The organism is Rhodococcus sp. NPDC059234, assembly GCF_042754225.1.
Taxonomy (GTDB): Bacteria; Actinomycetota; Actinomycetes; order Mycobacteriales; family Mycobacteriaceae; genus Rhodococcus_G.
The window spans coordinates 44,738-66,054 of record NZ_JBHZAH010000011.1; the positions used below are offsets into that span (position 1 = coordinate 44,738).

Genomic DNA, 21,317 nt, shown 5'->3' on the forward strand with positions numbered 1-21,317 from the left:
TGCGTGCTGTGGGCCTCCGCGGGCCGCAGCGAAAGCAGCTGTGCGCGAGCCCGAACCGCTGGGCTCGGCGACGTGCGGACCGTCGATGCGCTCGTGCTTGCCGGGAAGTCGTCAACGAACACTGGTCGCTGATCAAAGCCGATTGAAGGACTCCAACAACAATCGGACCAGCAGAGGACGCGTCCCGGCCGGGCTGTCGGAACGCCGGACGATCTGCCCACATCCCATGACCCCCTTGTCCGGCGTTCGCCGACGCAGGGGGTTCGCCACCCAACCTGAAAGTATGGAGCACAACGAATCATGAAGATCCGTAAGTTCACCGCCACCGCCGTCCTGGCGATCGCCGCCACCGGCATCGCCGCAGGCACCGCGTACGCCGCACCCGCGGCCACCGATGCACCGCAGACCAGCCAGGCCGAGCAGCACGCCGTCGGCTGGACCGTCACCCGCAGCGGCAACGAGGTCGTCGTCCAGACCGCCGCCGGTTCGCTGAACGTCGAGGGCAACCACCTGGTCGTCCGCGACGGCCAGGGCGTCGCCGTCGAGGCCGTGCCGCTGAGCCTGGCCTTCGACGGGCGCGCCTACCCGGTCGCCGCGCAGGTCGCCGGGAACACCGCGACCCTGACGGCCAACACCGATCCCGCCGTTGCCACCCCGGCGCCGAAGCTGACGCCGCGCGACATCGACCTGCCCGCCGCGGTCAGTGGGGTGCAGCCGGCGATCGGTCTGACCGCCTCGGTCGGCGGTTTCCTCGGTGCTGCCGCCGGCCTGGTCGGTGGGTGCATCCTCGGTGCGACGGTGGCGGGCGTGGTGTCGGCGCCGGCCGCGATGCTGTTCGGTGCGGGTCCGCTCGCCGGGTGTATCGGTGGTGCGTTGCTGCTCGGTGCCACCTCGAGCCTGGCGGGTACCGCGATCGGTGGCCTCGGTTCGGCGTTGGCGAATGCCCCGCAGTTCATGCAGGTGCTCAATCAGCCTGCCGCCCCGAAGAAGTAAGACGCTACCGAAGCAGGGTTGCCGCCCCACGGAGCCTTTCGGGTTGGGGCGGGCAATCGGCGGACCTGTTGGTTGCGGATCTGTTCGTGTCTGTGGCAGGGGGTTCCGGTCGTAATGGCGCATAGGGCAACGAAGTTCGCGTAGCACCTGGTTGGGGGCGATGCCGGTTCGGTCTGCGGGCTCGGGCGGTTGATGCACTCAGCCGTTGCCAACCCGCATCGGCATTCGACCTCGCCTGCAATCCCGTGGAGAGAGCTGAGCGTTTGGCTGCGCTGCGCCCGCCTCTCTTAGATACACGCCACCCCGAGCGACGTTGACGGCGGCGACCCTGGGTGCAATTATTGGAACGACGTGCCGCTACACGGCACGCAACGGAGAAAGATGGAACCCTTGTGATTGATGGGCTGACCTTTTCGGACAACGACCAGATGGCTCGCCTCACGACGAACATGCGGGACTACGCATCCACGGTTCGCGAGGACTTGCGTGATGCCACGCGAAGTGGCTGCTTCCCCTTGGAAATCTATCGGGAGATGGGTGCGAGAGGCTGGCTCGCGCCCTTCGCACCCGCCTCGGACGGCGGGTTAGGCGGCGGAGTCGCGGAATACTGTGCCATTGCAGAGGAGGTCGCCTTCTCGGGGCTCGTCAGCCCGCAGATCGCCACTCAGGGGCAGCGGTGGCTTCTCGACTGGGGCACGGCAGCTCAGAGAGATCGGTACCTCGGCCCGATCTCACGCGGTGAGATCGTCTTCTCGGAGTCCATCTCCGAGCCCGGCGTAGGGTCTTCACTCAAAGAAATGCGGGCCAGTGCGCGCCGTGACGGCACGGACTGGATCCTTCAGGGACGCAAAACCCACGTGAACCTCGGGCATCAGTCGGACGTGACCTTGATGTACGCGATCGCCGAGGAGGGGCTGACGGCCTTCCTGGTGGACACGAGCCTGCCGGGATTCAGCTCGCACGAGACGGCCCCGATCGGTGGACGCATGTTGCCGACGGCCGACATGGTGTTCGACGACGTCCGTGTGCCGGCGGGCGCCGTGCTGGGCGAGGTCGGCGACGGCATGAGCACCTTCTTCAGCACCTTCAACATCAGCCGCCTGGGCAACGCCTCGGAGGCCATCGGCACTGCCCGCCGTGCTCTGAGTCTCGCCGTGACGTACGCCAAGGGACGGCAGGTCGGCGCCCATCGCGTCACGGACTTCCAGGGCATCCAGTGGATCCTGGCCGACCGCTTCTCCGATCTGTACGCCGCCTCGCTGGTGCGCGACCGGGCAGCCGCGCAGGCCGACGCGGGCCATGATCCGGCCTTCGAGACCTCTCTGGCCAAGAAGCTCGCCATCGAGGCGGCCGAACGCACCACCAACGACGTCTTCGCACTGACCGGGGGACACGGCCTCTACTTCGACGAGGAGTTCGGTCAGCTCCTGCATGACGTCAAGGTGCTGCGGATCGGCGGTGGATCTCTCGAGGTGCTGCGCAACTACGTGGCGCGATGTGTGCTGCGCTCGCCGGAGGAGGTCGGACTGTGATCGAGAACCTGGCCCAACTGATCGAGTATCGGCGCGCGCGCTCTCCGCGGCAGCGCTTCGGCGTCGCAGGGGATCATCGACCGTTCGAGGAGGTCGCCGACCGAGCTGCGGGATTCGTCGAGATCCTCTCGGCACATGGCCTCGGTCGTGGCACACGGGTCGCGTTGATCGGCCGCAACTCACTGGCGTACCTGACGGCATGGGTCGGCCTCCAGTTGGCGGGCGTCGAAGCGGCACTAGTCAATCCGACGTACGCCGACGACATGCTGGAGCAGATGCTGACGAACCTCGGGGTGGACGGCGTCGTGGTGGCCGACGTCAATCCCGTGCTCCGGCCCTGGTTCGGCACCGACCGCTACATCGATGCCTCACAGCTCGCTCACGGAACCGTAGTCGCCGGGGAGGCTGTCCTGACCGTCCCCGACCCTGTCGGCACCATGCCCGGGATGGGACGTGCTTCCTCCGACCTTGCGGGCTTCATCCACACATCGGGCACCACGGGGCTGCCGAAATTCTGTGCGCTGAGCCACGAGTACCACCTCAGTCTCGGCCGCTTCATCGCTGACATGATGACGATCGGGCCTGACGACACGGTCTTCGCTCCGCTGCCCATGTTCCACATCAACCCGCTCGGATACGGGATCGTGGGCGGCCTCGTAGCCGGAGCGAACGCCCTGGGCGCTCCGCGGTTCTCCGCGAGTGCCTTCTGGACCCAAGTCAGAGACGAGGGCGTCACTGCGGCGATCCTTCACATCCCTCCCGTCGAGATCCTGAAGAAGAGGACCACCCGCGAGGACGCACAGGGCCACCGTCTGCGCGTGTCCTTCGGTGCTGATGCGGAGTTCATGGAGCGCTTCCAGGTACCCGTCGGCCTGTCGGGTTACGGATCCACGGAGGCCGCCGGGCTCACACATTCTCGGGTCTGGCGTCGCGGCGAGGTGCCGGACGATGGGTCGCCCCTGGTGAGGTATGCCGGCGACGCCAGGCGCGACGTGGAGTGGCGCCTTGCCGAAGACGGCGAGATCCAGGTGCGTGGCAGGCGCCCGCATGTCCTCTTCGACGGCTATCAGGTCGGCGACCAACTCACGTCCGTTGTGGACGTGGACGGCTGGTTCTCCACGGGAGATCTTGGCTCACTCGACCCGAGCGGCGGTCTTGTCTTCCGTGAGCGGCGTGCTGAGTCCATCCGCGTAAAGGGTGAGTTCGTGCCCATCGACATGGTCGAGAGGGAGCTCTCCGACGTTCCGGGCCTGGCCGACTTCGCGCTGTGGAAACACCCGGGTGACCTGCAGGACGACCAGGTCGTCCTGTACACCGAGGGCGCGCAGGTCGACCTGGACGTGCTGCGGGCTGTGAGCGGTTCCCTCCCCGCCTTCATGCGGCCGGCCTACCTGATCCGGGTCGAGCAGCTTCCGCGAGACGAGGGTGTGGGAAAGGTCCGGAGGCGCCAGCTCCCGGATCTGGCGGAACTCGAACGGACTGCGCTGTGAGCGGTTTCATCGACTTCCATGTGCATTCCGGCCCGAGCTTGATGCCGCGCCACCACGACGACCACGAGATCAGGCAGGTGGTCGAGGGCGCTGGAGTTGAGCGTTTCGTGCTCAAAGCGCACGAGGGATCGACCGCCGAACGCGCCATCCTCGTGGGAGGCGGCGCAATCGGCTCCATCGTGCTCAACTCACCGGTAGGCGGCGCAAACCCGGATGCCGTCGCGGTCGCAAGCCAGCTTGGGGCCCGGGTGATCTGGATGCCCACCATCTCGGCTGAGGCGCACCTCCGCGGCTCCGGCCGGCCGGAGACCAGCGTCCTCCAGCACCTCACCTTCAACCCAGTGCCGGTCTGTCGTGATGGTGTGCTCCTCGAGGAGTGGTACGACGTCCTCGATCTCGTCGCCCGTGACGACCGCGTCCTCGCGTCTGGACACATCGCAATCGATGAGGCTGTTGAGGTCTTCACCGAGGCCCGTCGCCGGGGCGTGCAGCGGTTCCTCGTCAACCACCCCCTCCTCGGCCATCTTGGTTGGAGGCGGGAGCACTTCGCGGTTCTGGCGGAACTGGGCGCCTACATCGAGGTGGGGGTCCTCGCCGATCAGGTCGAGGCCAGCGTCACCGGACACACCGCGACCTCGGTGATTGCGGCGGGTTATCCCGAGGAACTGTTGGTCTTCGGCAGCGACCTGGGGCATCGATCGTTTCCCGACGCCGACCCCGGCATCGCCGACTGGGTCGCCGCCACAGAGCCGCTCCTCGGCGCCCGGAGACTCAACCGCATCATGACCGTCAACGGCGAGGAGCTCTTGTCATGAACCACCCTCAGGACGCGCTGCTGGTCGAGCACCGCGACAACGGCGTGGTAGTGCTCACGATGAACCGCCCCGAGGTGCGCAATGTCATCTCGGACGAACCGCTGCTCTCGCTGCTGACGGACGCATTCGAATCACTTGCCGACACCGTTCACGCCCGCGTGATCGTTCTGACCGGGAGCGGGCCGGCATTCAGCGCAGGCGGCAATCTCAAGCAGATGCGGGACAGGAGTGGCTCCCTCGCGGGAGGCGGCGTCTCGACGGCGGAGGGCTACCGCCGTGGAATGCACCGGCTGATCGCAGCCGTGTTCGGTGCAGGCGTTCCGACCATCGCGGCCGTCAACGGCCACGCGATGGGCGCAGGCCTCGACCTCGCCCTCGCCTGCGACATCCGGATCATCGCCGACGCGGCACGAGTCGGCTCCACCTTCGTCACCGTCGGACTCGCACCCGGTGACGGTGGCGCATGGCTGCTCCCCCGGGCAGTGGGGCAGCAGAGAGCAGCTGAACTGGCCTTCACCGGGAGAACGGTCACCGCGGCGGAGGCAGTCCAGCTGGGCATAGCGCTAGAGGCGCATCCGCTGGCCGAGCTCCGGGACGCGGCGTTAACGCTGGCCGACCACATCGCAGACAACTCTCCACCCGCAGTGCGCTACACGAAGAAACTGCTCAGGCAGCCCGTCGCCACGCTCGCCGAGCATCTGGAACTCGTGGCGCCCCTGCAGGCTCTCCTGCACGACACCATCGAGCATGAGGCTGCCACCCGGCGCCTCCTGGACGCCATCGCGACCCGGCGGGCCCAGGGGGAGACTGAGCGTTAGCATCATCCATCGGGCCGGTCGGCTCGCCGTCGCCCACCGCTATCGAGGAGAGTCGCTTGCAGGGGATCGCTCGTGCTCTGCAGATTTTCGAGCATGTCGCCAACTTCGGTCCCATCGGGGTCAGCGACCTGTCCCGCCGCGTCGGCCTGCCGAAGTCGACGACCCAGCGGCACCTGCTCGCCCTGGCAGAGGCAGGGTGGATCCGCTCGGTCGGCGAGCGTGACCTCACCCGATGGGTCGTCACGCCGAAAGCTCTCCTGCTGAGCCAGAACGGTTCCCGTGAGGGTGCAATCGCCGAGGTCGCGGTCGAGTTCATGACGAAGCTCCGCGACGAGATCGACGAGACCGTCGTGTTGCAAGTCCCCAAGACGACCTTCGAGACGACGTACATCGCCCATGTCGACTCCCAGCAGCCGGTGCGGACCTTCATCCCCGTGGGAGTCTCGAGCTTCATCACCTTGAGCGCTGGCGGCCTGGCCATGCTGGCGCATCGCTCCGAAGCCGAGATCGAGGAGGTGCTGAGCCACGAGATCCCGGCCACTACGCCCGCGTCGATCACCGACCCGGAGGTCATTCGCAGCTATCTGCCGACGGTTCGAGAGCTCGGCTACTCCGTGAGCCGGGGTCAGAACCGACCGGGCGTCCGCTCGGTCGGTGCCGCCGTGCTCGACTCCGGCGGGCGTCCGATCGCAGGGCTGGGCATCTCCATCCCCGAGAGCCGTTTCGACGACATGCGGATCCCCGAATGGGGAGCCCGAATTCACGCCACCGCCGCGGAAGTCTCAGCCCGACTCTGAGTACGCCGGCGGCAAATACGGCCGCCTGTCCGTGGATATGTCGGTGCTACCGGCCGAGCGGCGCCGGTTCCTGGCTGCGCTGGGTCGGCGGCTGACCGGGCAGGCAGTGGAGCGGCCGGATCCGCAGCGTAGCGAATTCTGCCGTCTCGCCGGCAAACTCGCCGACTCTGGCGAGGCGCCGGCCATCCATGACTGGACGTTCCTGCTCGGCCCGAGCGTGGTGCTCGGCGTGAACAGCCTGCTGCTGGCCTACCTGGCGTACCGGTCGGAGCTCGCGCCCCGGCCCATCGCAGTGCTCGGGCTCGTCGGTGGCCCGCTCGTCACCGCCTCGGCCATTGCCGTGCTGTTCGGGCTCTATGGCCCTGCCGTCCATGCGATCTCCGCGCTGCCGGTGTTCGCGTGGGAGGTCAGCTTTGCCGTCTACCTGATTGCCAAGGGCTTCAAGGCATTCCCCGTCGCCGACCGCACCGTCGCCGCGGGCGGTGTGCACCCCGAGTTGTCGGTGGCGTGAGACCCGCGCCTTCTCTGCGGTGGGTGGTCTCGCTCGGCGTGGGGGTGCGCGGCCTGCGTGAATATGATTCAGTTATATGAATCATTTACTGCTGCGATCGGAGTTGCTATGGACCTGTTGATGGCCGGGGTGACCGGCGGCACGGGGCGGTTGGCGTTGGAGCGGGCACTCGACGCCGGCCATGGGGTGGTTGCGGTCGCCCGCCGACCGGAGGCGGTGGCGGCCCGACCGGGGCTGCGGGTGATCGGGGGTGACGTGCTGCAGGGCGGGCAGTGGCGCTCGGAGGTCGGCGACTGCCGGGCCGTCCTGTCCTGCCTGGGCAGCACGGATCGCAAGCATTCGACCACCGTCTACTCGCAGGGAACGGCGAACCTGTTGGCGGCGCTCGCCGGCGGGCCGGAGCGGCGGCTCGTCTGCCTGTCCTCGGCAGGCCTGGAGATTGCGCCAGGCACCTCGTGGGCCCAGCGCGTGGTGACTCGGCTGGTGATCCAGCCGCGATACCGGCACGGATACGCCGACATGGCCCGGATGGAGGAGTTCGTCACGGCGCAGGACGTGCGATGGACCATCATCCGGCCGCCGATGCTGACCGATGCCGCTCCGGCGGGCGAGGTCCGGGCGGCCGTGAACGGGCACCTGGACAAGCCTCGGTCGATCAGCCGGGCCGCCCTGGCCGACTACGCCGTGCGGGTCCTGGACGACCCCGCGACCTGGCGGGGAACGGTCGAGGTCTCGGCCTGACCGAGGCGCGGACCCTGTGCCGCGCGACGCTCGACGTCGCGCGGCACAGGCGTCTCGGGCCGATGTGCGTCCGTCAGGGCTGGCCGCGATAGCCGGGGTGTACGTCCGGCTCGATGCCGTGACTGGTGGCCACCTTCGCCAGTAACTCGCCCAGGGTGCGCCGCTCGTCTGCCGACAGGGCTTCGACCAGGTCGGCCTCGTGCGCCTCCCCGATCTCGCGCATCTGTGCCATCACCGCGCGGCCGCCCACCGACAGATGCAGTTCGTAGTTGCGACGATCCCGGGCGCTGCGTTGACGCTCCACCAGCCCCTTGGCCTGCAGTCCGTCCACCAGCGCCACCACCCGGCTCGGCACCACTCCGAGCTTGGACGCCAGTGCCTGTTGGCTCATTCCTGGATCGGTCGCGATCAGCCGCAGCAGGCCGACGTCGCTGGGCTGCAGCTCCAGCGCGGACAGTCGCTCCGCGAACCGGGCGGTGGCGTACATGCCGAGCTGGGACAACAGGAAGCTCACCCGCTGCGCGGGCGGTCGGAACGGCTGCGCCGCGGGGTCGGTGGCCATGGCCGAACCATACCATTGACTCGAAATGATTCTGTGCTATGAATGATTGCATGACTGGAATCAATAAGCTCGACAGAGCCGACCTCACCGGTCGGGTGGCGTTGGTGACCGGCGCGTCCGGATCGATCGGGGCAGCGGTCAGCCGCGCCCTCGCCGACCGCGGAGCGGCGGTGGCCGTGCACGGACGCACCGAGGATCGGCTGACCGCACTGGTCCAGCAGATCCGCGGGTCGGGCGGTACGGCCACCGCTCACCTGGGCGACGTGCGCGACCCCGACCACCTGTCGGAGCTGACCGAACGGGTGGCCGCGGACCTCGGGCCGATCGACATCACGGTCCCGCTGGCCGGCGGCGCGGGCGCCCCGCAGCCGTCCGCGGCGATGAGCGCGCAGCGCTGGCGGGAAGTCATCGACCTCGACCTGACCTCGACGTTCCTCACCCTGCGTGCCGTCCTACCGGGGATGGTCGAGCGCGGCGACGGGCGGATCGTCACCGTCGCCTCGAGTGCCGGGCGCCGGGCCTCGCAGGCCAACGCCGCCTACGCGGCGGCCAAGGCGGGCGTGGTGATGCTGACCGAGCATCTGGCAAAGGAGTACGCAGGCAACGGTATTCGGGTCAACTGCGTGGCGCCGTCCATCGTGGAGACCGACACGCTGCGGCACCGAATGCCCGCCGCGCAGCTGGCCGCCGTCGCCGAACGCGTGCCGCTGCGCCGCATCGGTCAACCCGCCGACATCGCCGAGACCGTTGCGTTTCTCGTCTCGGACCGGGCGGGATGGATCACCGGGAACACCATCGATATCACCGGAGGGATGACGCTGTGAACGAGGACGTGACCGAAACGAGGAGTGCCGTCGGCCGGCCGACGCGCGGACCGTCGGGCGGCGTGCAGACGCTCGACGGCGCCCCCGGTCGAGCGCCGGGGAGGCGTCCGCAGGAGGGGCCGCCGTTACCGCCGGTGGCGATCGCCGCCATCGCGCTGTTCATGGCCTCGCTGGTGCTGCCGATCGTCCTGAGCGGCGGGGACGTCTACCCCTCGCCGTTCGCCTCGGGGGAGGAGATCGTCGGCTACTTCCGGGGTCGCTCGGACCAGGTGCTGGTCGCGAGCCTGCTGCAGTTCGCCGCCTCGCTGCCGTTGGTCGTCTTCGCCGCGGTCGTGTCGGTTCGGCTGGGCAGGCTCGGCGTGCAGGCGCCCGGGCCGCGGATCGGTTTCGCGGGCGGCATCCTCGCCGCGGTATCGCTGGCGATGTCGGCCGGCTTCAGCTGGGCGTTGACCCGGCCGGAGATCCTGGCGCACGACGACTTGATCCGGCTGCTGCACGACCTGGCCTTCGTCACCGGCGGGGCCGGGTTCGTCGTGCCGCTCGGTCTGCTCGTGGCCGGCATCGCCGTGCCCGGGCTGCTGGCGCGGTTGCTGCCCCGCTGGCACGCCTGGGCGGGCCTGGTGATCGCGGCGGTGGCGATGGTCGCGACGCTGTCGGTGGCGTTGCCCGGCCTGTCGATCCTGCTGCCGATCGCCCGCTTCCCGGCCTTCGCCTGGATCGTGTCGGCGGCCTTCTTGCTGCCGCGCCGGCGGGACCGGCGTGGCGAAACCACAGCGAATCAAGGGAGTTCACGATGAGCAATCCGATGTTGCCCAAGCTGGTGCGGTTCCAGCGGCCGGACCGGGCGCTGCCATGGGCGCGGCCGGACCGGGCCACCGAGGCGGCGGTGTTCGGCACCGACCTGGCGGGATACGAGGCCGCGCTGGCCGATCTGGATCGCCAGCGGGACGAGGCCGCCGACCGGCTTTTCGCGGACGCGGGGGTGGCGGATCGATTGCGTCGCCTGCCGTTCGCCGCGGGGGAACGCATCGTGGCGATCGGCGAGAGCACCACTGCCGACCGATTGTCCTGGTTCGAGGTGCTACGCACGCTGATCGCTCGGCACCGGCCCGACCTCGGGTTGGAGCTGATCAACCTCGCGGTGTCGGGGGCGTCCACCACGGGGACGCTGGCCGGACTGGCCGGGATCCGCAGGCAGCCGGCCGATCGGGTGTTCATCCTGTTGGGCGGCAACGACATCCAGCGGTGCGGTGTCGACGGACCGCGGCTGGTCAGCGAGGCCGAGGCCGAGCGGAACCTGAGGCTTCTCCGCGAGCGAGCGTCCGATGATGCGGCGCAATGGATCTGGCTGACCCCAACGCCGGTGGACGAGGCGGCCGTCGCCGCCTTCCCGTTCTTCGGCGGCGCGGGACTCCACTGGTCCAACGACGACGTCCGACGCACGGGCGGTGCGATCCGCCGGATCGCGGGGGACCGGGACCTGGTGATCGACACGAGCCCGGCCGTCACAGGGCCCGAATCGTTGCTCGAGGACGGGGTCCATCCCCAGGCCGCGACCCAGGCGGCCGTGGCGGGCCTGGTCTTGGACGCATTGACCCAGTGACGAGGTAGTGGATGGATCAGGATGGTCCGCATGCGTGAGATCACCCTCGGCCTAGGGCATGTCTCCTGGCCCGCGAGGTGTTTGCCCCAGGTGCACACCGCTGACAGGAGCACCCCAGGTCGGTGCGTGAGGGCCAATTTGTCGCAGCGAGTGGCCGGTGTACGCCACCGCTCGAGAGTGCAGAACGACCGCTCGACGACGTTGCGGCCCTTGTACTTCTCGGGATCGAGCCGGACCCGGCGGCTACCGCCTCACCGGGGAGCCGAAACCTCGGTACGCCAAGTCGCCACGTCGACGCCCTCGTCGAGCATCGGCGCGTGCCGCCGCAGCGGCGTATGGCGGTACTTAGCTACCACGTCCTGCCCCTGGGGCGCCGGCCCCGGGAGAATGACCTAGGCCACATCCCGGAACTCAGTCGCCGGGGAACGGTTGCCAGCCTGCGCCGACAGTCGAGCGGTCTAGAAACACGAAGCGGCCCCGGGAAGTCGAGTTTCCGGGGGCCGCCTCGTGTTGGGATCGCGCTTCAGGTGAACCTGGTCGTCGTCACCGATGTCGACCTGGACCCAGCGCAGGTCTCCGGTGAATTCGTTGTAGCGCGCCTTGTACTAGTTGGGAGATCGCGTTCAGGCTTCCTTTTTTGGGGGTCGGTTCGATCTGCAGGCCATGCACACGTGTGAGCTCGCGAAGAGGAGAGAGGCGGAACTATCCCGCCTGACCGGCGTTTCGCCGATCCGACCAGTTGTGCGCATGTACATGGCTACGTGCGCGTGCCGGACGGGCGTTCATCCATTGCGGGTGAGGTGTTCCGTTCGGCCGCCGACCTATCGTGCCGTTATGGACCGGCAGCCTGAAGCATCGACGACTGACAACGATTCGGAGTACGTGTTCCGGGGAGGCTTTCCGACGCCCGAGACGATCACTCGGGTGTACGACGAAATCGATCTGAACCGAGCGGTCTCGACCTACCGACTCTTCTTCCCGACGGTGTCGGGAGCGGCGATCTTCAAGGGCAACAACGCCGTCGGGGTCGTCGAGAACAGCGTGTTCGGCACGCTGGAGACGGGCCCGAAGCATGTCGGATTCACACTGAACTCGGACACGCCCTACGCGCCCCTCCTGCTCGACCTGCGTGAGGGCCCGCTGGTGATCGAGGTCCCTCCGGGACCACTGATCTGCATCGCGATGGATCTCAACCAACGTTGGGTGCTGGACATGGGAATTCCGGGCCCCGATGCCGGTGCGGGCGGTCGCCACCTGCTCCTGCCGCCCGGATACGACGGCGACATCCCGGATGGGTACTACGTCGGCAGATCGACGACCTACCGGGTGCTCGGGGGAATCCGATCCCTTCCGGTCGGCGGTGACGTGAAGGCCGCAACGGAACGACTGACAACCGTCAAGGTGCGACCGCTCGACCCAGAGCGGGAATGGACCGCGCCGACCTGGCTCGACCTCACCCCGGGTCGCCAGGACACCTCGCCCCTGCGGTGGGAGGACAACATCGGATTCTGGCAGGCTCTGCACGAAGTCATCGACGCAGAGCCGGCGCTACCCGAGTTCCACGTCGCCTACGGTGACCTCGCGGCGCTCGGCATCGTCAAGGGCCGGCCGTTCGCTCCCGACGAGCGCATGAAACGCATCCTCGACCGCGCCGCCCGGATCGGCAACGCGCACATGCGTGTCCAGTCCTTCGCCGACCGCAGGCCCGATCGCGTCGTCTGGCCGGACCGGCACTGGGAATGGGCGGCACTCCGTTTCGAGAACGGTGACTTCGAGCAACCCGACTCGCTCGACGTCGAGGCTCGCGAGAAGTGGTTCTTCCAGGCGATCGGCGCCTCGCCGGCGATGTTCCGCCGTGACACCAACGCGGGCTCGCTGTACTGGCTCGGCGACCGCGACAGCAACGGCGCCTATCTCGCCGGGAGCCGCACCTATCGACTGACGGTGCCCCAGCCCGTCCCGGGAAAGCTGTTCTGGTCCGTCACCGTCTACGACGCACGTACCCGCAGTCAGATCCAGACCGAGCTGGACAAGGCTGTGCTCAGCTCCCTGTTCGACTTCGGCGAAGGAACGGGTGAGGACACGATCGATCTGTACTTCGGCCCTACCCCGCCCGAGGGGCAGGAGCACAGATGGATCCAAACCCTTCCCGACACTGGCTGGTTCGCCTACTTCCGGATCTACGGACCCGAAATGCCCGCATTCGACAGCAGTTGGAAACCCGGTGACTTCGAACCGGTGGCGAATCACTGAGACACCAGCAAGTCCGATTCCTGGCCGACTTCAACGGGTCGATGTGCAACCTGTTTGGCCCAAAAACAACGTTTCCGCTACGTCGAGTTGCAGTAGTCCGGGCGATGGTGGCTCTCTGGATCGTCCATCCTCGGCATGTCCGAGAATCGTCCGTTTCCCGGACGCGACTCAGCCTGGGGAAGTGGCGGAGGGTGAGCAGGACAGCACATCTCTGGGGAGCGGGCGGGGGCGCCGACAGCTGATTCGTCCGCGCGGGCCGCACTCGTTCGTTGTGCGAGCCGCCGATGGCAGCGTCACGTTGCGCGGTGAGTTCGGGCCTGTCACACAAGATCTGGACGAGTTCCACTGGTGTAGCGGTCGAGTGCCTGGTCCTGAGTTCAGCGTTCGCGGACTAGGTCGGGATGGCGGGCGCGAAGGTACAACCCATGACCACCCGCCGCGCTGACGCGCGGCCGCCTTCGGCTCAGAACCGCTGCACGTTGTGGATGGGCGGGAGGTCGGCGAGCCCGGTCAGGCCGATCGGGACGTCCTCGTCGTAGGCGTTGAACACCTGCCCGAATCCCGCGTAGATGCCCACGTGGTCGGCGGCGTCCCGGAAGGTGATGACGTCGCCGGGAGCCATCGCCTCCACCGGGATCGGGTCGCCGACCAGTGCCTGGTCCTCGCTCACCCGCGGCAGGTCCACCCCGGCCTGCCCGAAGGCCCACTGCACCAGGCCCGAACAGTCCCACGCGTCGGGCCCAGTTCCACCCCAGCGGTACGGCTTGCCCGCCTGCGTGTACGCGGACGCGAGCGCCGCCAAACCGGCCGGACTCGATGCGGCCGAGGCGATCTCGATCTCCGCGGACGCGGCCGAATCCTCGGATGCACCGGCCGTGGTCAGCCGGTCGAGTTGATCGGCGGTGGACCGGGCGAGCGCCGGCGGAACCACCACGGCGCCGGTGATCGCCGCCAGCAACCCGATCGCAGCCGTCGCGTTCCGGAGCCGGCGGCGACCCGGGGAGGTCGCGGACCACCTCTGTGCCACGTCAACTCCGTTCGGCATCGTGTGCGGCGATTCATGTTCTGCCCGAAACGCCTTGCGGTCGAAGGTTTCCAGGATCTGGTGCGCGGTAGGCGCCGCAGCCGACAGCTCCGTCTGCGTGCCTGACGCCAGGACTCCTGGAAATAGTTAACTTCAAGCAAACTCTATGGGTGTAGTCAAACACGTCCCGTTGATGCTCGGACGCGCGCCCATGGCGGCCTTCGCCTGTTGTTATTGCCGATCCGCGACTGTCCGGTACGGAGACGTCGTGGGTGCAGGTGCTGGTGACGAGCGCGTTGCCCACCAGCATGGACACGGCCTCGCGGTTCGGTGAATAAGAGCGTGCGTCGGTCGGATAGTCGCCCGAGGTCGGGCGGCAACCCCGAAATCACCCCGAGAATCACCCGTTCGCAATCGGTCGGGGTAACGGAATCGCGCTCGGGAAATGCTCCCCGTCCGGTATGCAGGAATCGGTAGGCTAATTCCGGCAAATCGTGGGAGTTCGGGAAGGGGAGGACCATGTCGGCTGCGCCGATTCTGCCGCTGCGCCCTCGTCTGCTCCGTCGCCTCGACGAGGATGCGCGTCTGGCAGTCGTGTGGGGTCCGGCAGGGTACGGAAAGTCAACCCTGGTCGAGTCATGGCTGCGGGAACTGACGGGTGTGAGCGTGTGCCGGATCGCCGAACCGGCGGACGAGGCGGCGCCGGAGTCGTACTGGGACGAGGTGAAGCGGGGGGCCGCCTCGATCACGAACTACCCGGCGGTGCTGGTGTTGGAACGGCCCGACAAGGTGATGGACCCGGACGGCTGGAATCGGCTGCGGGAGATCGGTGGCGGCCGCAGCGATCTCCGCATCGTCGCCACGGTTCGTGACGCGGGCTTCTTCTGGGGCCGTGGGATGCCCGGAGGTGCTCTCACCGTCGTTGGTCCGTCTGAACTCGAGTTCACCGCGGACGAGGCCGCCGCGTTGTGTACGGCCCGCGGTCTGGGCCTGTCCGAACGGACGCTCCGTGAGAGTTCCGAGCTCGTCGCGGGGCACCCCGCGCTGGTCGAGTTGTCGATGGATGTCGTTCGAGTGTTCGGGCCCCAGATCGAGTTCGAACGGTCGCATGCTTGGGCACTGCTCTGCGCCGGCAACGACCGGTACGTCCAGTCGGAGCTGCTCGGCACCGGGCCGGGTCCGCGCCTGCGGGAACTGGCCGTGAGGCTCGCGTCGGTGCGGACGCTCACGGTGAGCGCGGTCGCCGTGCTGGGCATCGGCGACGCCGAGGGCGGCATTGCCGCACTGGAACGAGGCGGCCTGATCTACCGGGTGCCTGGGGCATCCGGGCTGCGGTGGCGATTCCCCGCCGCCGTGCGCGCGTCGCTGCTCCGGATCGCGGAGCAGGAGGGGGCACGGCCATCGGGCGAACTCGCAGCAGTACTCGCCCGATGGTTGGCCGACACCGGCGAACCAGCCGAGGCGATCCGGCACGCCACCGAAGCGCAGGAGTGGGGCCTGGTGGTCGACCTGATTCTCGACCGCTGGGTCGAGATCGCGATTTCCGCGCCGCTTGTGCTGATCAAGGCGCTGACATCCCTTCCCGACGCCATCGTGCGGTCCAGTTCCACCCTGTATTACGCGCGGGAACTGGCCGCCCGGGGCGGGTCGGATCGAGTGCGACCGTTGATCCCGATGCTGACCGACAGCCGAGAGCTCGAAGCGTTCGCCGTCCAGTACTCCCCGGAGGCTGCGGTACTGACGGGAACCCTGAGGTCGGTGGTGTTCCGCTGGCGGGGCGACCACGAGGAGGCCGTCCGTCATCACGAGTTGCTCGCCGAATTGTCTGCCGGGCTCGTTGCGGACCGGACCGATGACGCTCTGCGCTCGGCTCGTCTGCCGTTGTTGTGGTTGCACCTGGGACTGTCGAGCCAGTTCCACGACGATCACACCCGGGCCGCCCACTACTTCCGGCTGGCGTTCGACGGCAGCGGAGAGCGGTTGGACGACTTTGTCGGGCGTCAGGCGTCAGGCCATCTCGCCCTGCTGTACGCGCTGCGCGGCGACGTCGGTGCCGCGCAGCGGTGGATCGAGCGCGAAGCGGCGTACAGGGAGACGCCGGGGTGGGTCGGGACCGCCGTCGGAATTCCGGCGGCGATCGTCCGCGGACTCCTCGCCCTCGACCGGATGGACTTCGAGGGTGCCGCCGGTGCAGTCGATGCGCTGCCCGAACTCGAGAACACGGTCGAGTACTGGCCGTTCGTGGAATACGCACGGGGCCAACTCGACCTCGCGACCGGACGCCCCGAGGTCGCCCTCGACCGGATGGACCGCACCACCTCGCGATTCCGCAAGTGGAACACCCGCGGCTCGCTCGCGCGGCCGCTGCTCGCTTCGATGTCGATGGACCTGCGCACGGCAATGGGCGAGGGCGCGGCCGTACTGGCCCGGGTAGACGGCGGTGGCGACCGGATGCACCCACTGGTACGTCTGGCGACGGCACGCGCCGCTCTGCTGAGCGGTAACGCGGACGCGGCGCTGGCGCACAGCGGTCAGCTGACCGGTCGGGACATCGGACACACGCGAGTCCGGTTGGAGGCGTTGCTGATCGAGGTGATGGCCCGGATCGAGATCGGTGACCACGACGGCATCCACCGCGCCTGGAGCCGGGCGGTGGCACTGTCCGAGGACACCGGACTGCTCCGGCCGCTGTCCGCGGTGCCGGCCGAGACGATCACGGTGCTGTCCGCGATGGGCACGCCACCGCCGGCGCACTGGCGTGCCCTCGACCCCGGCCGCGTCCGGTCCCCGTATCCCGCGCCGCCTGTGGCCGTCGACCTGACCGACCGCGAGGCCGCGGTGCTCGAGGCACTGTCCCGGGGGGACTCCGTGGCCGGGATCGCGGAGGAGCTCTACGTGTCCCCGAACACGGTCAAGACACAGCTACGCCGCCTCTACCGCAAACTCGGCGTGCACTCCCGGACCGAGGCACTCGATGCCGCTCGGCGCCTCGGTCTGCTCTAGCAGCGGTCAGTGTGACCGACACCAGTCGGGCGCTGCTGCAGGAAAGTCACCTCCGCGATCCGGTCGAACCGGCGACGGGCCGTTTTGGTATCTCCCGTTCCGTGACGACGGGTGCGGGAAGATGGGCACGGTTGTTTTGCCCGAACGGTATGGGATCGGCTTCTCGACTGGTGGTCGGGTCGCGGGGTGGAGACGGTCGGTGTGGGCCTGTGTGACCGGTCCGGGAACCCAAGGACCCAGGGGGTGTTGTGGGTCACATGCCGAAAGCTGGCTATTGAGGCATGAATTCGGGGGTGCGCGTACCGAGAAGCGCTCACCCAAGTTCTGTAGCCCGCTGGTCCGCGGTGCTGATCCGAGGATTCGGCCGGAAATGCCTGGACTCTGTCACTGGCAGGTTGATAGGTGAACCCGATCGGTGCTGATGGGTGCACACCCTATGAGAGAGTCAGGGCCGCGGGCTAATTGCTCTTAGCGCCGGATCGCCCGGTGCACCTGGCCGGCAATCGCCGCTGGAATCATTCCAGGGCCGAGTGGGTCAGTGACGGAGCATGCGGATTGGATAGGTTGAACAGTTGGTCAACGGAACCAGGCGAGGTCGGGATTCTCCTGGATGTTGTGGCCGGTGATCCGACTGACTAGCTTCGAGCGGTTGGCGTTGATCATGAGGCGCTCTGCCTGGTACACGATCCAGGCGCGACCGCGTCGAACTGGGACGTCATAGCAGCCGATGTAGTCGGTGATCTGCTTGTTGAAACTCAGCTTGAACTGTCCTACCCCGTACAGGGGGTGCGCCGAGTCCTCAGCGAATCGAGACGACGGTGAACCGTACATGTCGTACCAGGTGCAGTCGTTCTCACGTGCCCACCGCATGATCTCCCACTGGACGGCGTGCCCGACGCCGTGGGCTCCGAGTCCGTTTCCCTCTGAACTCCCCGGATCCTTCCGGACGGACGCACCGGTCAGGTAGAGCGAAGCTTCCCCGACTTGTATCGCGAATGCGCCGGCGACCACGTTCCCTTTGTATCGTGCGAGAAACAGCTGGCCGGTTCCCGCTTCCTGCATCTGCTGGTAGGAGCGGATGGTGGCCTCGAGGCTCATGATGGCGAACCGATTGTCCGCGGTCGCGTTCAGAAGTTCGTACTTGATGCGGCAGTTCTCGCCGGTGGCCTCCACGCGCTCGACGACGACACCGTCCCGGGCTGCTCGCTTGATCCACCGGCGTGCGCGGGTGCTGAACCGTCGGAGCACCTCGTCCTCCGACCCGGTGAGGTCGACCAGCACCGTGTGATCGCAGGTCCACGACATGGTTCGCCTCAGCCCCCGGTCAACCAGGCGTCGTATCGCAGCGCCGTCCTCCTCGATCTGGGGGTCGATGCGGATTGTGAATATGTCGTTCTCCGCGGCGAGCGCGACCAGGGAATCGGTCACCCGCAGCAGGTTGTCCACGTCGGTGACGCCCGGACCTGGGATTTGCCAGTACGACCCGATACGCGGAACCCGCACCTGGGCGGCGGTGACCGCGAGGTCGTCGACGAACAGGTACACCGGGATGTGACCCTGCAGACGCAACGACTCGGCAAAGGCCCGACTGCGAAAAACGGAACCACGGTCGGGATTTCGCGCGATGAAGTCATCCCAGAGTTCGATCTCCTCCGGCGTCGCGAACCGCGCGTGTGGACAGTTCAGTCCAGTCGAACGGCTGTCGCCCCTTCTGCTGAACGCCTTTCTGATCACGGTCACACTCGTATCCCCCGATCTGGTATTCGAATTCGGATGTTTCAGCAGGCGCGATATTCATGCCGCGCCTGCAGCACAACCGAGAAATAAATATGCGGGCGTAGGCCGGGAGGGTTGCGAAATCGAAGAAACTTAAATCGTTTGACTGTCAGTCAGTGGCGCCTTAGCGCGACCTCTGGAAAGGTCGACGGTTGCGGTGGGAAGCCCGAAATTCGCGGTCTCCGCTGCGGAGCGCGAACCTGCCGAAGGGTGGGCCGGAGGATGCCCCGAGCATGGTTCGAGTTGTCGGCCGACCGGAGTTCGACCAAGCGTCAGTCCGTCGATCCGTGGGGCAGGTTCCTCGGCGAGCCTGAACCCGCGCACACACCACGCAGGCGGATGCGTCCCTTCTCCTCCACGCGCCACGACGAGGCCTCGGCGACACCCGGATCCGGCAGATAGTGACCCCGCCCCGGTAGCGAAATTCACGGATTCTGCGGCTCGACCTCGACCACATCGCGGCAACGACCGTCCGTAGCCGTCGCGTGAGCGAAACTCAGTTCACTGTGCAGGCGAGTCGCGCCGCAATCAGGTCGAAGATCCGCCGAATCTGATCAACAGGGCCCGGGCTAGAGGGGAATCGGGTTCCGATTCCGTCCGCGGATCCAATAGGTCAATACAACGCACACCAATGCGTGAACACCCTGTGGATTGGTGTTCACCAATGCCGGAGCATGCTGGGCTGCATGCGGATTGGATGGTTTGACCGGTCGGTGATCACACATGACGAGGGCTCCAGATCGCACGAATCTGGATGCGTTCCAGCTTGTGTGTGACGGTGGGCGAACCGTCCGAGTGACGTGTCGGGTCAGTGGATGGCCGTCGGCGCGCGACTTGGACTGGGCGGCAAGCGTTTCGGCTACGTTGACCGGGCGGTGATCACACGCAACGAATACCCCAGATCACAGCAAATCAGGACCGATTGCGTCGCCGCTGCTTCTTGTCGTCCGCCGACGATTCTTGACGGAGGACCGGCCGCCCGGCCACGGTGCTCTCGAGCGATCCCGAGTCCGCGGCCGTCGTGCCGCGGTTCGTCGAGTACTCGGGACATGAAATGCACAGGTTCACCGAACCAACCCAGTTCCCACCGATTTCGACATCATCACTGTCTTCGTCGACGATGGACTCGTGATGCAGCCGAGTAGCGAGTCCCTCTGGCGTCCGGAGGCCTCCGCGACAGGGGTGTTTCCCCTGGACGATCCGCGTTGGAAGGATTTGTCGACCAGAGACGGCGATGCTGCGTGGGTGCCCGACTGGTTGCGCGCACTGGATGCGGATCCTGTAGACGGCGAGCGCTTCGCCGAGCAGTGGCCTGCACTAGTTTCGGAAGGCACCGCCTGGCCGGCCGCTGTCGCTGCTTTTCCGTACCTGGTCAGCATCGCTCGGCGCGTGAGCGCCGAGCAGCGACTCGAATACGTCACCGTGCTCGGGCTCATCGTGAGCGACTCCACGCCCAGCATGTGGCAGGAGACGATCGCCGCCGTTTCGCCTCGGGACTCGAGGCCTGATCCTCATGCCGAGGCGCTCGTCGAGGCGCGAAGGATCACCGCCGAGACTGCGACGCTTCCCCATCGGGACGAGCGCGACCTCCGCTACGTGCTCATGACCCTCGCCGCGCTCAACGGCCACTCGGAACTCGCGGCAGTGATCGACAACCTCGACGACGAAGAGACATGCCCGCGTTACGCAGCACATCTCTGGGGAGCGGGCGGGGGTGCCGACAGCTGATTCGTCCGCGCAGGCCGCACTCGTGTTCGTCGTGCGAGCCGCCGATGGCAGCGTCTCGTTGCGCGGTGGGCTCGGGCCTGTCCAGGCGTACTAGAGAGACGAGAGAGAAAAGCGAGCCGGCCGAGCGATGGTGGCCATGGAGACCGGTAGAGACCGAGTGTTGTCGGGCTGGAGCGTTCAGAGATTGCGACGATCCCGCCGTCGTGTGGAGTCACCACAGGCGCGTGGTCCGGGAGGGGATCCGACGGACCACGCGCCTGCGTCTTTCGGCAACCCGACTCTGGCTCGTGAGGGGCGAGGCCGTTGTGCGGCCGGGTGCGTTTGGGGGTGGGGGTGATCAGCCGAGGCTGAAGGGCTGTCCCCACAGGGTGACGGTGCTCTGCACGTTCGCGGTGCTGACGATGACCTTGACGTAGCTGCGGGCCTGCGCGTAGCCGGCGCAGCCGCTGACCGCCATGGTGGAGTCGGCCCAGGTGACGCTGCCCTTGTTCTTGAAGGGGTTGCCGTTGCGGTGCTGCTCGGCGCCGAAGGCGTCGGCGACCTCGAGGTCGAGGATCTTGTAGTCCACGGCCTGGCCGGGGCCGATGGAGATGTTGCCGGAGCCCTTGCCGGTCTGGCTGGTCTTGTCGCCGGCGTAGTTCGACGTCATGCTGCTGTCGGCGCCGGCCTTGCCGCCGAGGTTGAGCTGGCAGCCGACGATGTAGCCGGGCTGGATGGTGCCGCCGCCGGGGCCGGACAGTTCGACCTTGGCCGAGCCGGAGACCCACGCGTTGCGGTGCAGCGGGGTGGCGCCGAGCGAGGGGGAGATGTTCGCCGACTCGCCGGTGCGGGTGATGGTGACGACGGT

At 67.5% G+C, this 21,317-nt stretch carries 18 protein-coding genes; 14 read left to right on the forward strand and 4 right to left on the reverse strand.

The window, feature by feature from the left end; all coding sequences use genetic code 11:
• The first annotated feature begins 300 nt into the window (after nt 1-300).
• The 8 genes from ACFXGJ_RS04330 (at nt 301) to ACFXGJ_RS04365 (ending at nt 7,697) form a co-directional block, all read left to right on the forward strand.
• Nucleotides 301-993 carry a hypothetical protein gene (locus ACFXGJ_RS04330; RefSeq protein ID WP_378616837.1) on the forward strand — a complete coding sequence of 231 codons (693 nt, stop codon included), beginning with the start codon at nt 301-303 and terminating at the stop codon, nt 991-993.
• Nucleotides 994-1,385: 392 nt separating this feature from the next.
• Nucleotides 1,386-2,525: an acyl-CoA dehydrogenase family protein gene (locus tag ACFXGJ_RS04335; RefSeq protein ID WP_378616839.1), complete on the forward strand. Its 1,140-nt coding sequence runs from the start codon at nt 1,386-1,388 to the stop codon at nt 2,523-2,525.
• Nucleotides 2,522-4,015: an AMP-binding protein gene (locus ACFXGJ_RS04340; protein ID WP_378616841.1), complete on the forward strand. Its 1,494-nt coding sequence runs from the start codon at nt 2,522-2,524 to the stop codon at nt 4,013-4,015. The genes ACFXGJ_RS04335 and ACFXGJ_RS04340 overlap by 4 nt, the downstream gene beginning before the upstream one ends.
• Nucleotides 4,012-4,830, forward strand: a complete 819-nt coding sequence (locus tag ACFXGJ_RS04345; protein ID WP_378616843.1) for a DUF6282 family protein — start codon at nt 4,012-4,014, stop codon at nt 4,828-4,830. The genes ACFXGJ_RS04340 and ACFXGJ_RS04345 overlap by 4 nt, the downstream gene beginning before the upstream one ends.
• Nucleotides 4,827-5,648, forward strand: a complete 822-nt coding sequence (locus ACFXGJ_RS04350) for an enoyl-CoA hydratase-related protein (protein ID WP_378616845.1) — start codon at nt 4,827-4,829, stop codon at nt 5,646-5,648. The genes ACFXGJ_RS04345 and ACFXGJ_RS04350 overlap by 4 nt, the downstream gene beginning before the upstream one ends.
• Nucleotides 5,649-5,704: 56 nt before the next feature.
• Nucleotides 5,705-6,445, forward strand: a complete 741-nt coding sequence (locus tag ACFXGJ_RS04355) for an IclR family transcriptional regulator (protein ID WP_378616847.1) — start codon at nt 5,705-5,707, stop codon at nt 6,443-6,445.
• Nucleotides 6,446-6,551: 106 nt separating this feature from the next.
• Nucleotides 6,552-6,956 carry a DUF4386 domain-containing protein gene (locus tag ACFXGJ_RS04360; protein ID WP_378616872.1) on the forward strand — a complete coding sequence of 135 codons (405 nt, stop codon included), beginning with the start codon at nt 6,552-6,554 and terminating at the stop codon, nt 6,954-6,956.
• A 108-nt stretch (nt 6,957-7,064) separates the two neighbouring features.
• A complete protein-coding gene (locus ACFXGJ_RS04365) occupies nt 7,065-7,697 on the forward strand; it encodes an NAD(P)-dependent oxidoreductase (RefSeq protein WP_378616849.1) in 633 nt (210 codons plus the stop codon).
• Nucleotides 7,698-7,770: 73 nt separating this feature from the next.
• Here the strand turns inward: ACFXGJ_RS04365 and ACFXGJ_RS04370 are convergent, their stop codons facing one another.
• Nucleotides 7,771-8,259 (reverse strand): MarR family winged helix-turn-helix transcriptional regulator, encoded by a 489-nt coding sequence (locus tag ACFXGJ_RS04370; RefSeq protein ID WP_378616851.1) that lies wholly within the window; start codon nt 8,257-8,259, stop codon nt 7,771-7,773.
• A gap of 50 nt (nt 8,260-8,309) precedes the next feature.
• Between ACFXGJ_RS04370 and ACFXGJ_RS04375 the strand changes: the two genes are divergently transcribed.
• The 4 genes from ACFXGJ_RS04375 (at nt 8,310) to ACFXGJ_RS04390 (ending at nt 12,939) form a co-directional block, all read left to right on the forward strand.
• A complete protein-coding gene (locus ACFXGJ_RS04375) occupies nt 8,310-9,083 on the forward strand; it encodes an SDR family NAD(P)-dependent oxidoreductase (protein ID WP_378616853.1) in 774 nt (257 codons plus the stop codon).
• Nucleotides 9,080-9,880 (forward strand): hypothetical protein, encoded by an 801-nt coding sequence (locus ACFXGJ_RS04380; RefSeq protein WP_378616855.1) that lies wholly within the window; start codon nt 9,080-9,082, stop codon nt 9,878-9,880. Before ACFXGJ_RS04375 ends, ACFXGJ_RS04380 begins: the two co-directional genes overlap by 4 nt.
• Entirely contained in the window at nt 9,877-10,686 is an 810-nt protein-coding gene (locus ACFXGJ_RS04385; RefSeq protein ID WP_378616857.1) for an SGNH/GDSL hydrolase family protein, read from the forward strand. The genes ACFXGJ_RS04380 and ACFXGJ_RS04385 overlap by 4 nt, the downstream gene beginning before the upstream one ends.
• Before the next feature lie 924 nt (nt 10,687-11,610).
• The gene (locus tag ACFXGJ_RS04390; RefSeq protein ID WP_378616859.1) at nt 11,611-12,939 is read left to right on the forward strand and encodes a DUF1254 domain-containing protein; all 1,329 of its coding nucleotides are present in this window, start codon (nt 11,611-11,613) and stop codon (nt 12,937-12,939) included.
• 463 nt (nt 12,940-13,402) lie between these two features.
• Here ACFXGJ_RS04390 and ACFXGJ_RS04395 read toward each other — a convergent pair whose 3' ends face one another.
• Nucleotides 13,403-13,966 (reverse strand): C40 family peptidase, encoded by a 564-nt coding sequence (locus ACFXGJ_RS04395; protein WP_378616861.1) that lies wholly within the window; start codon nt 13,964-13,966, stop codon nt 13,403-13,405.
• Nucleotides 13,967-14,482: 516 nt separating this feature from the next.
• Here ACFXGJ_RS04395 and ACFXGJ_RS04400 point away from each other — a divergent pair.
• Nucleotides 14,483-16,966 (forward strand): LuxR C-terminal-related transcriptional regulator, encoded by a 2,484-nt coding sequence (locus ACFXGJ_RS04400; protein ID WP_378616863.1) that lies wholly within the window; start codon nt 14,483-14,485, stop codon nt 16,964-16,966.
• Between the two features lie 576 nt (nt 16,967-17,542).
• Here the strand turns inward: ACFXGJ_RS04400 and ACFXGJ_RS04405 are convergent.
• Nucleotides 17,543-18,535 carry a lipid II:glycine glycyltransferase FemX gene (locus ACFXGJ_RS04405; protein WP_378616865.1) on the reverse strand — a complete coding sequence of 331 codons (993 nt, stop codon included), beginning with the start codon at nt 18,533-18,535 and terminating at the stop codon, nt 17,543-17,545.
• A gap of 1,452 nt (nt 18,536-19,987) precedes the next feature.
• Between ACFXGJ_RS04405 and ACFXGJ_RS04410 the strand changes: the two genes are divergently transcribed.
• The gene (locus tag ACFXGJ_RS04410; RefSeq protein ID WP_378616867.1) at nt 19,988-20,470 is read left to right on the forward strand and encodes a hypothetical protein; all 483 of its coding nucleotides are present in this window, start codon (nt 19,988-19,990) and stop codon (nt 20,468-20,470) included.
• A gap of 337 nt (nt 20,471-20,807) precedes the next feature.
• Here the strand turns inward: ACFXGJ_RS04410 and ACFXGJ_RS04415 are convergent.
• Nucleotides 20,808-21,317, reverse strand: a 510-nt coding sequence (locus tag ACFXGJ_RS04415; RefSeq protein WP_378616868.1) for an MspA family porin, incomplete at its 5' end; no start/stop codon positions are given.

Excerpts from the sequence above, each read along its gene's own strand:
- ACFXGJ_RS04370 (WP_378616851.1), bottom strand. The coding sequence starts at position 8,259 with ATGGCCACCGACCCCGCGGCGCAGCCGTTCCGACCGCCCGCGCAGCGG.
- ACFXGJ_RS04385 (WP_378616857.1), top strand. The coding sequence starts at position 9,877 with ATGAGCAATCCGATGTTGCCCAAGCTGGTGCGGTTCCAGCGGCCGGAC.
- ACFXGJ_RS04330 (WP_378616837.1), top strand. The coding sequence starts at position 301 with ATGAAGATCCGTAAGTTCACCGCCACCGCCGTCCTGGCGATCGCCGCC.
- ACFXGJ_RS04375 (WP_378616853.1), top strand. The coding sequence starts at position 8,310 with ATGACTGGAATCAATAAGCTCGACAGAGCCGACCTCACCGGTCGGGTG.
- ACFXGJ_RS04365 (WP_378616849.1), top strand. The coding sequence starts at position 7,065 with ATGGACCTGTTGATGGCCGGGGTGACCGGCGGCACGGGGCGGTTGGCG.
- ACFXGJ_RS04400 (WP_378616863.1), top strand. The coding sequence starts at position 14,483 with ATGTCGGCTGCGCCGATTCTGCCGCTGCGCCCTCGTCTGCTCCGTCGC.
- ACFXGJ_RS04350 (WP_378616845.1), top strand. The coding sequence starts at position 4,827 with ATGAACCACCCTCAGGACGCGCTGCTGGTCGAGCACCGCGACAACGGC.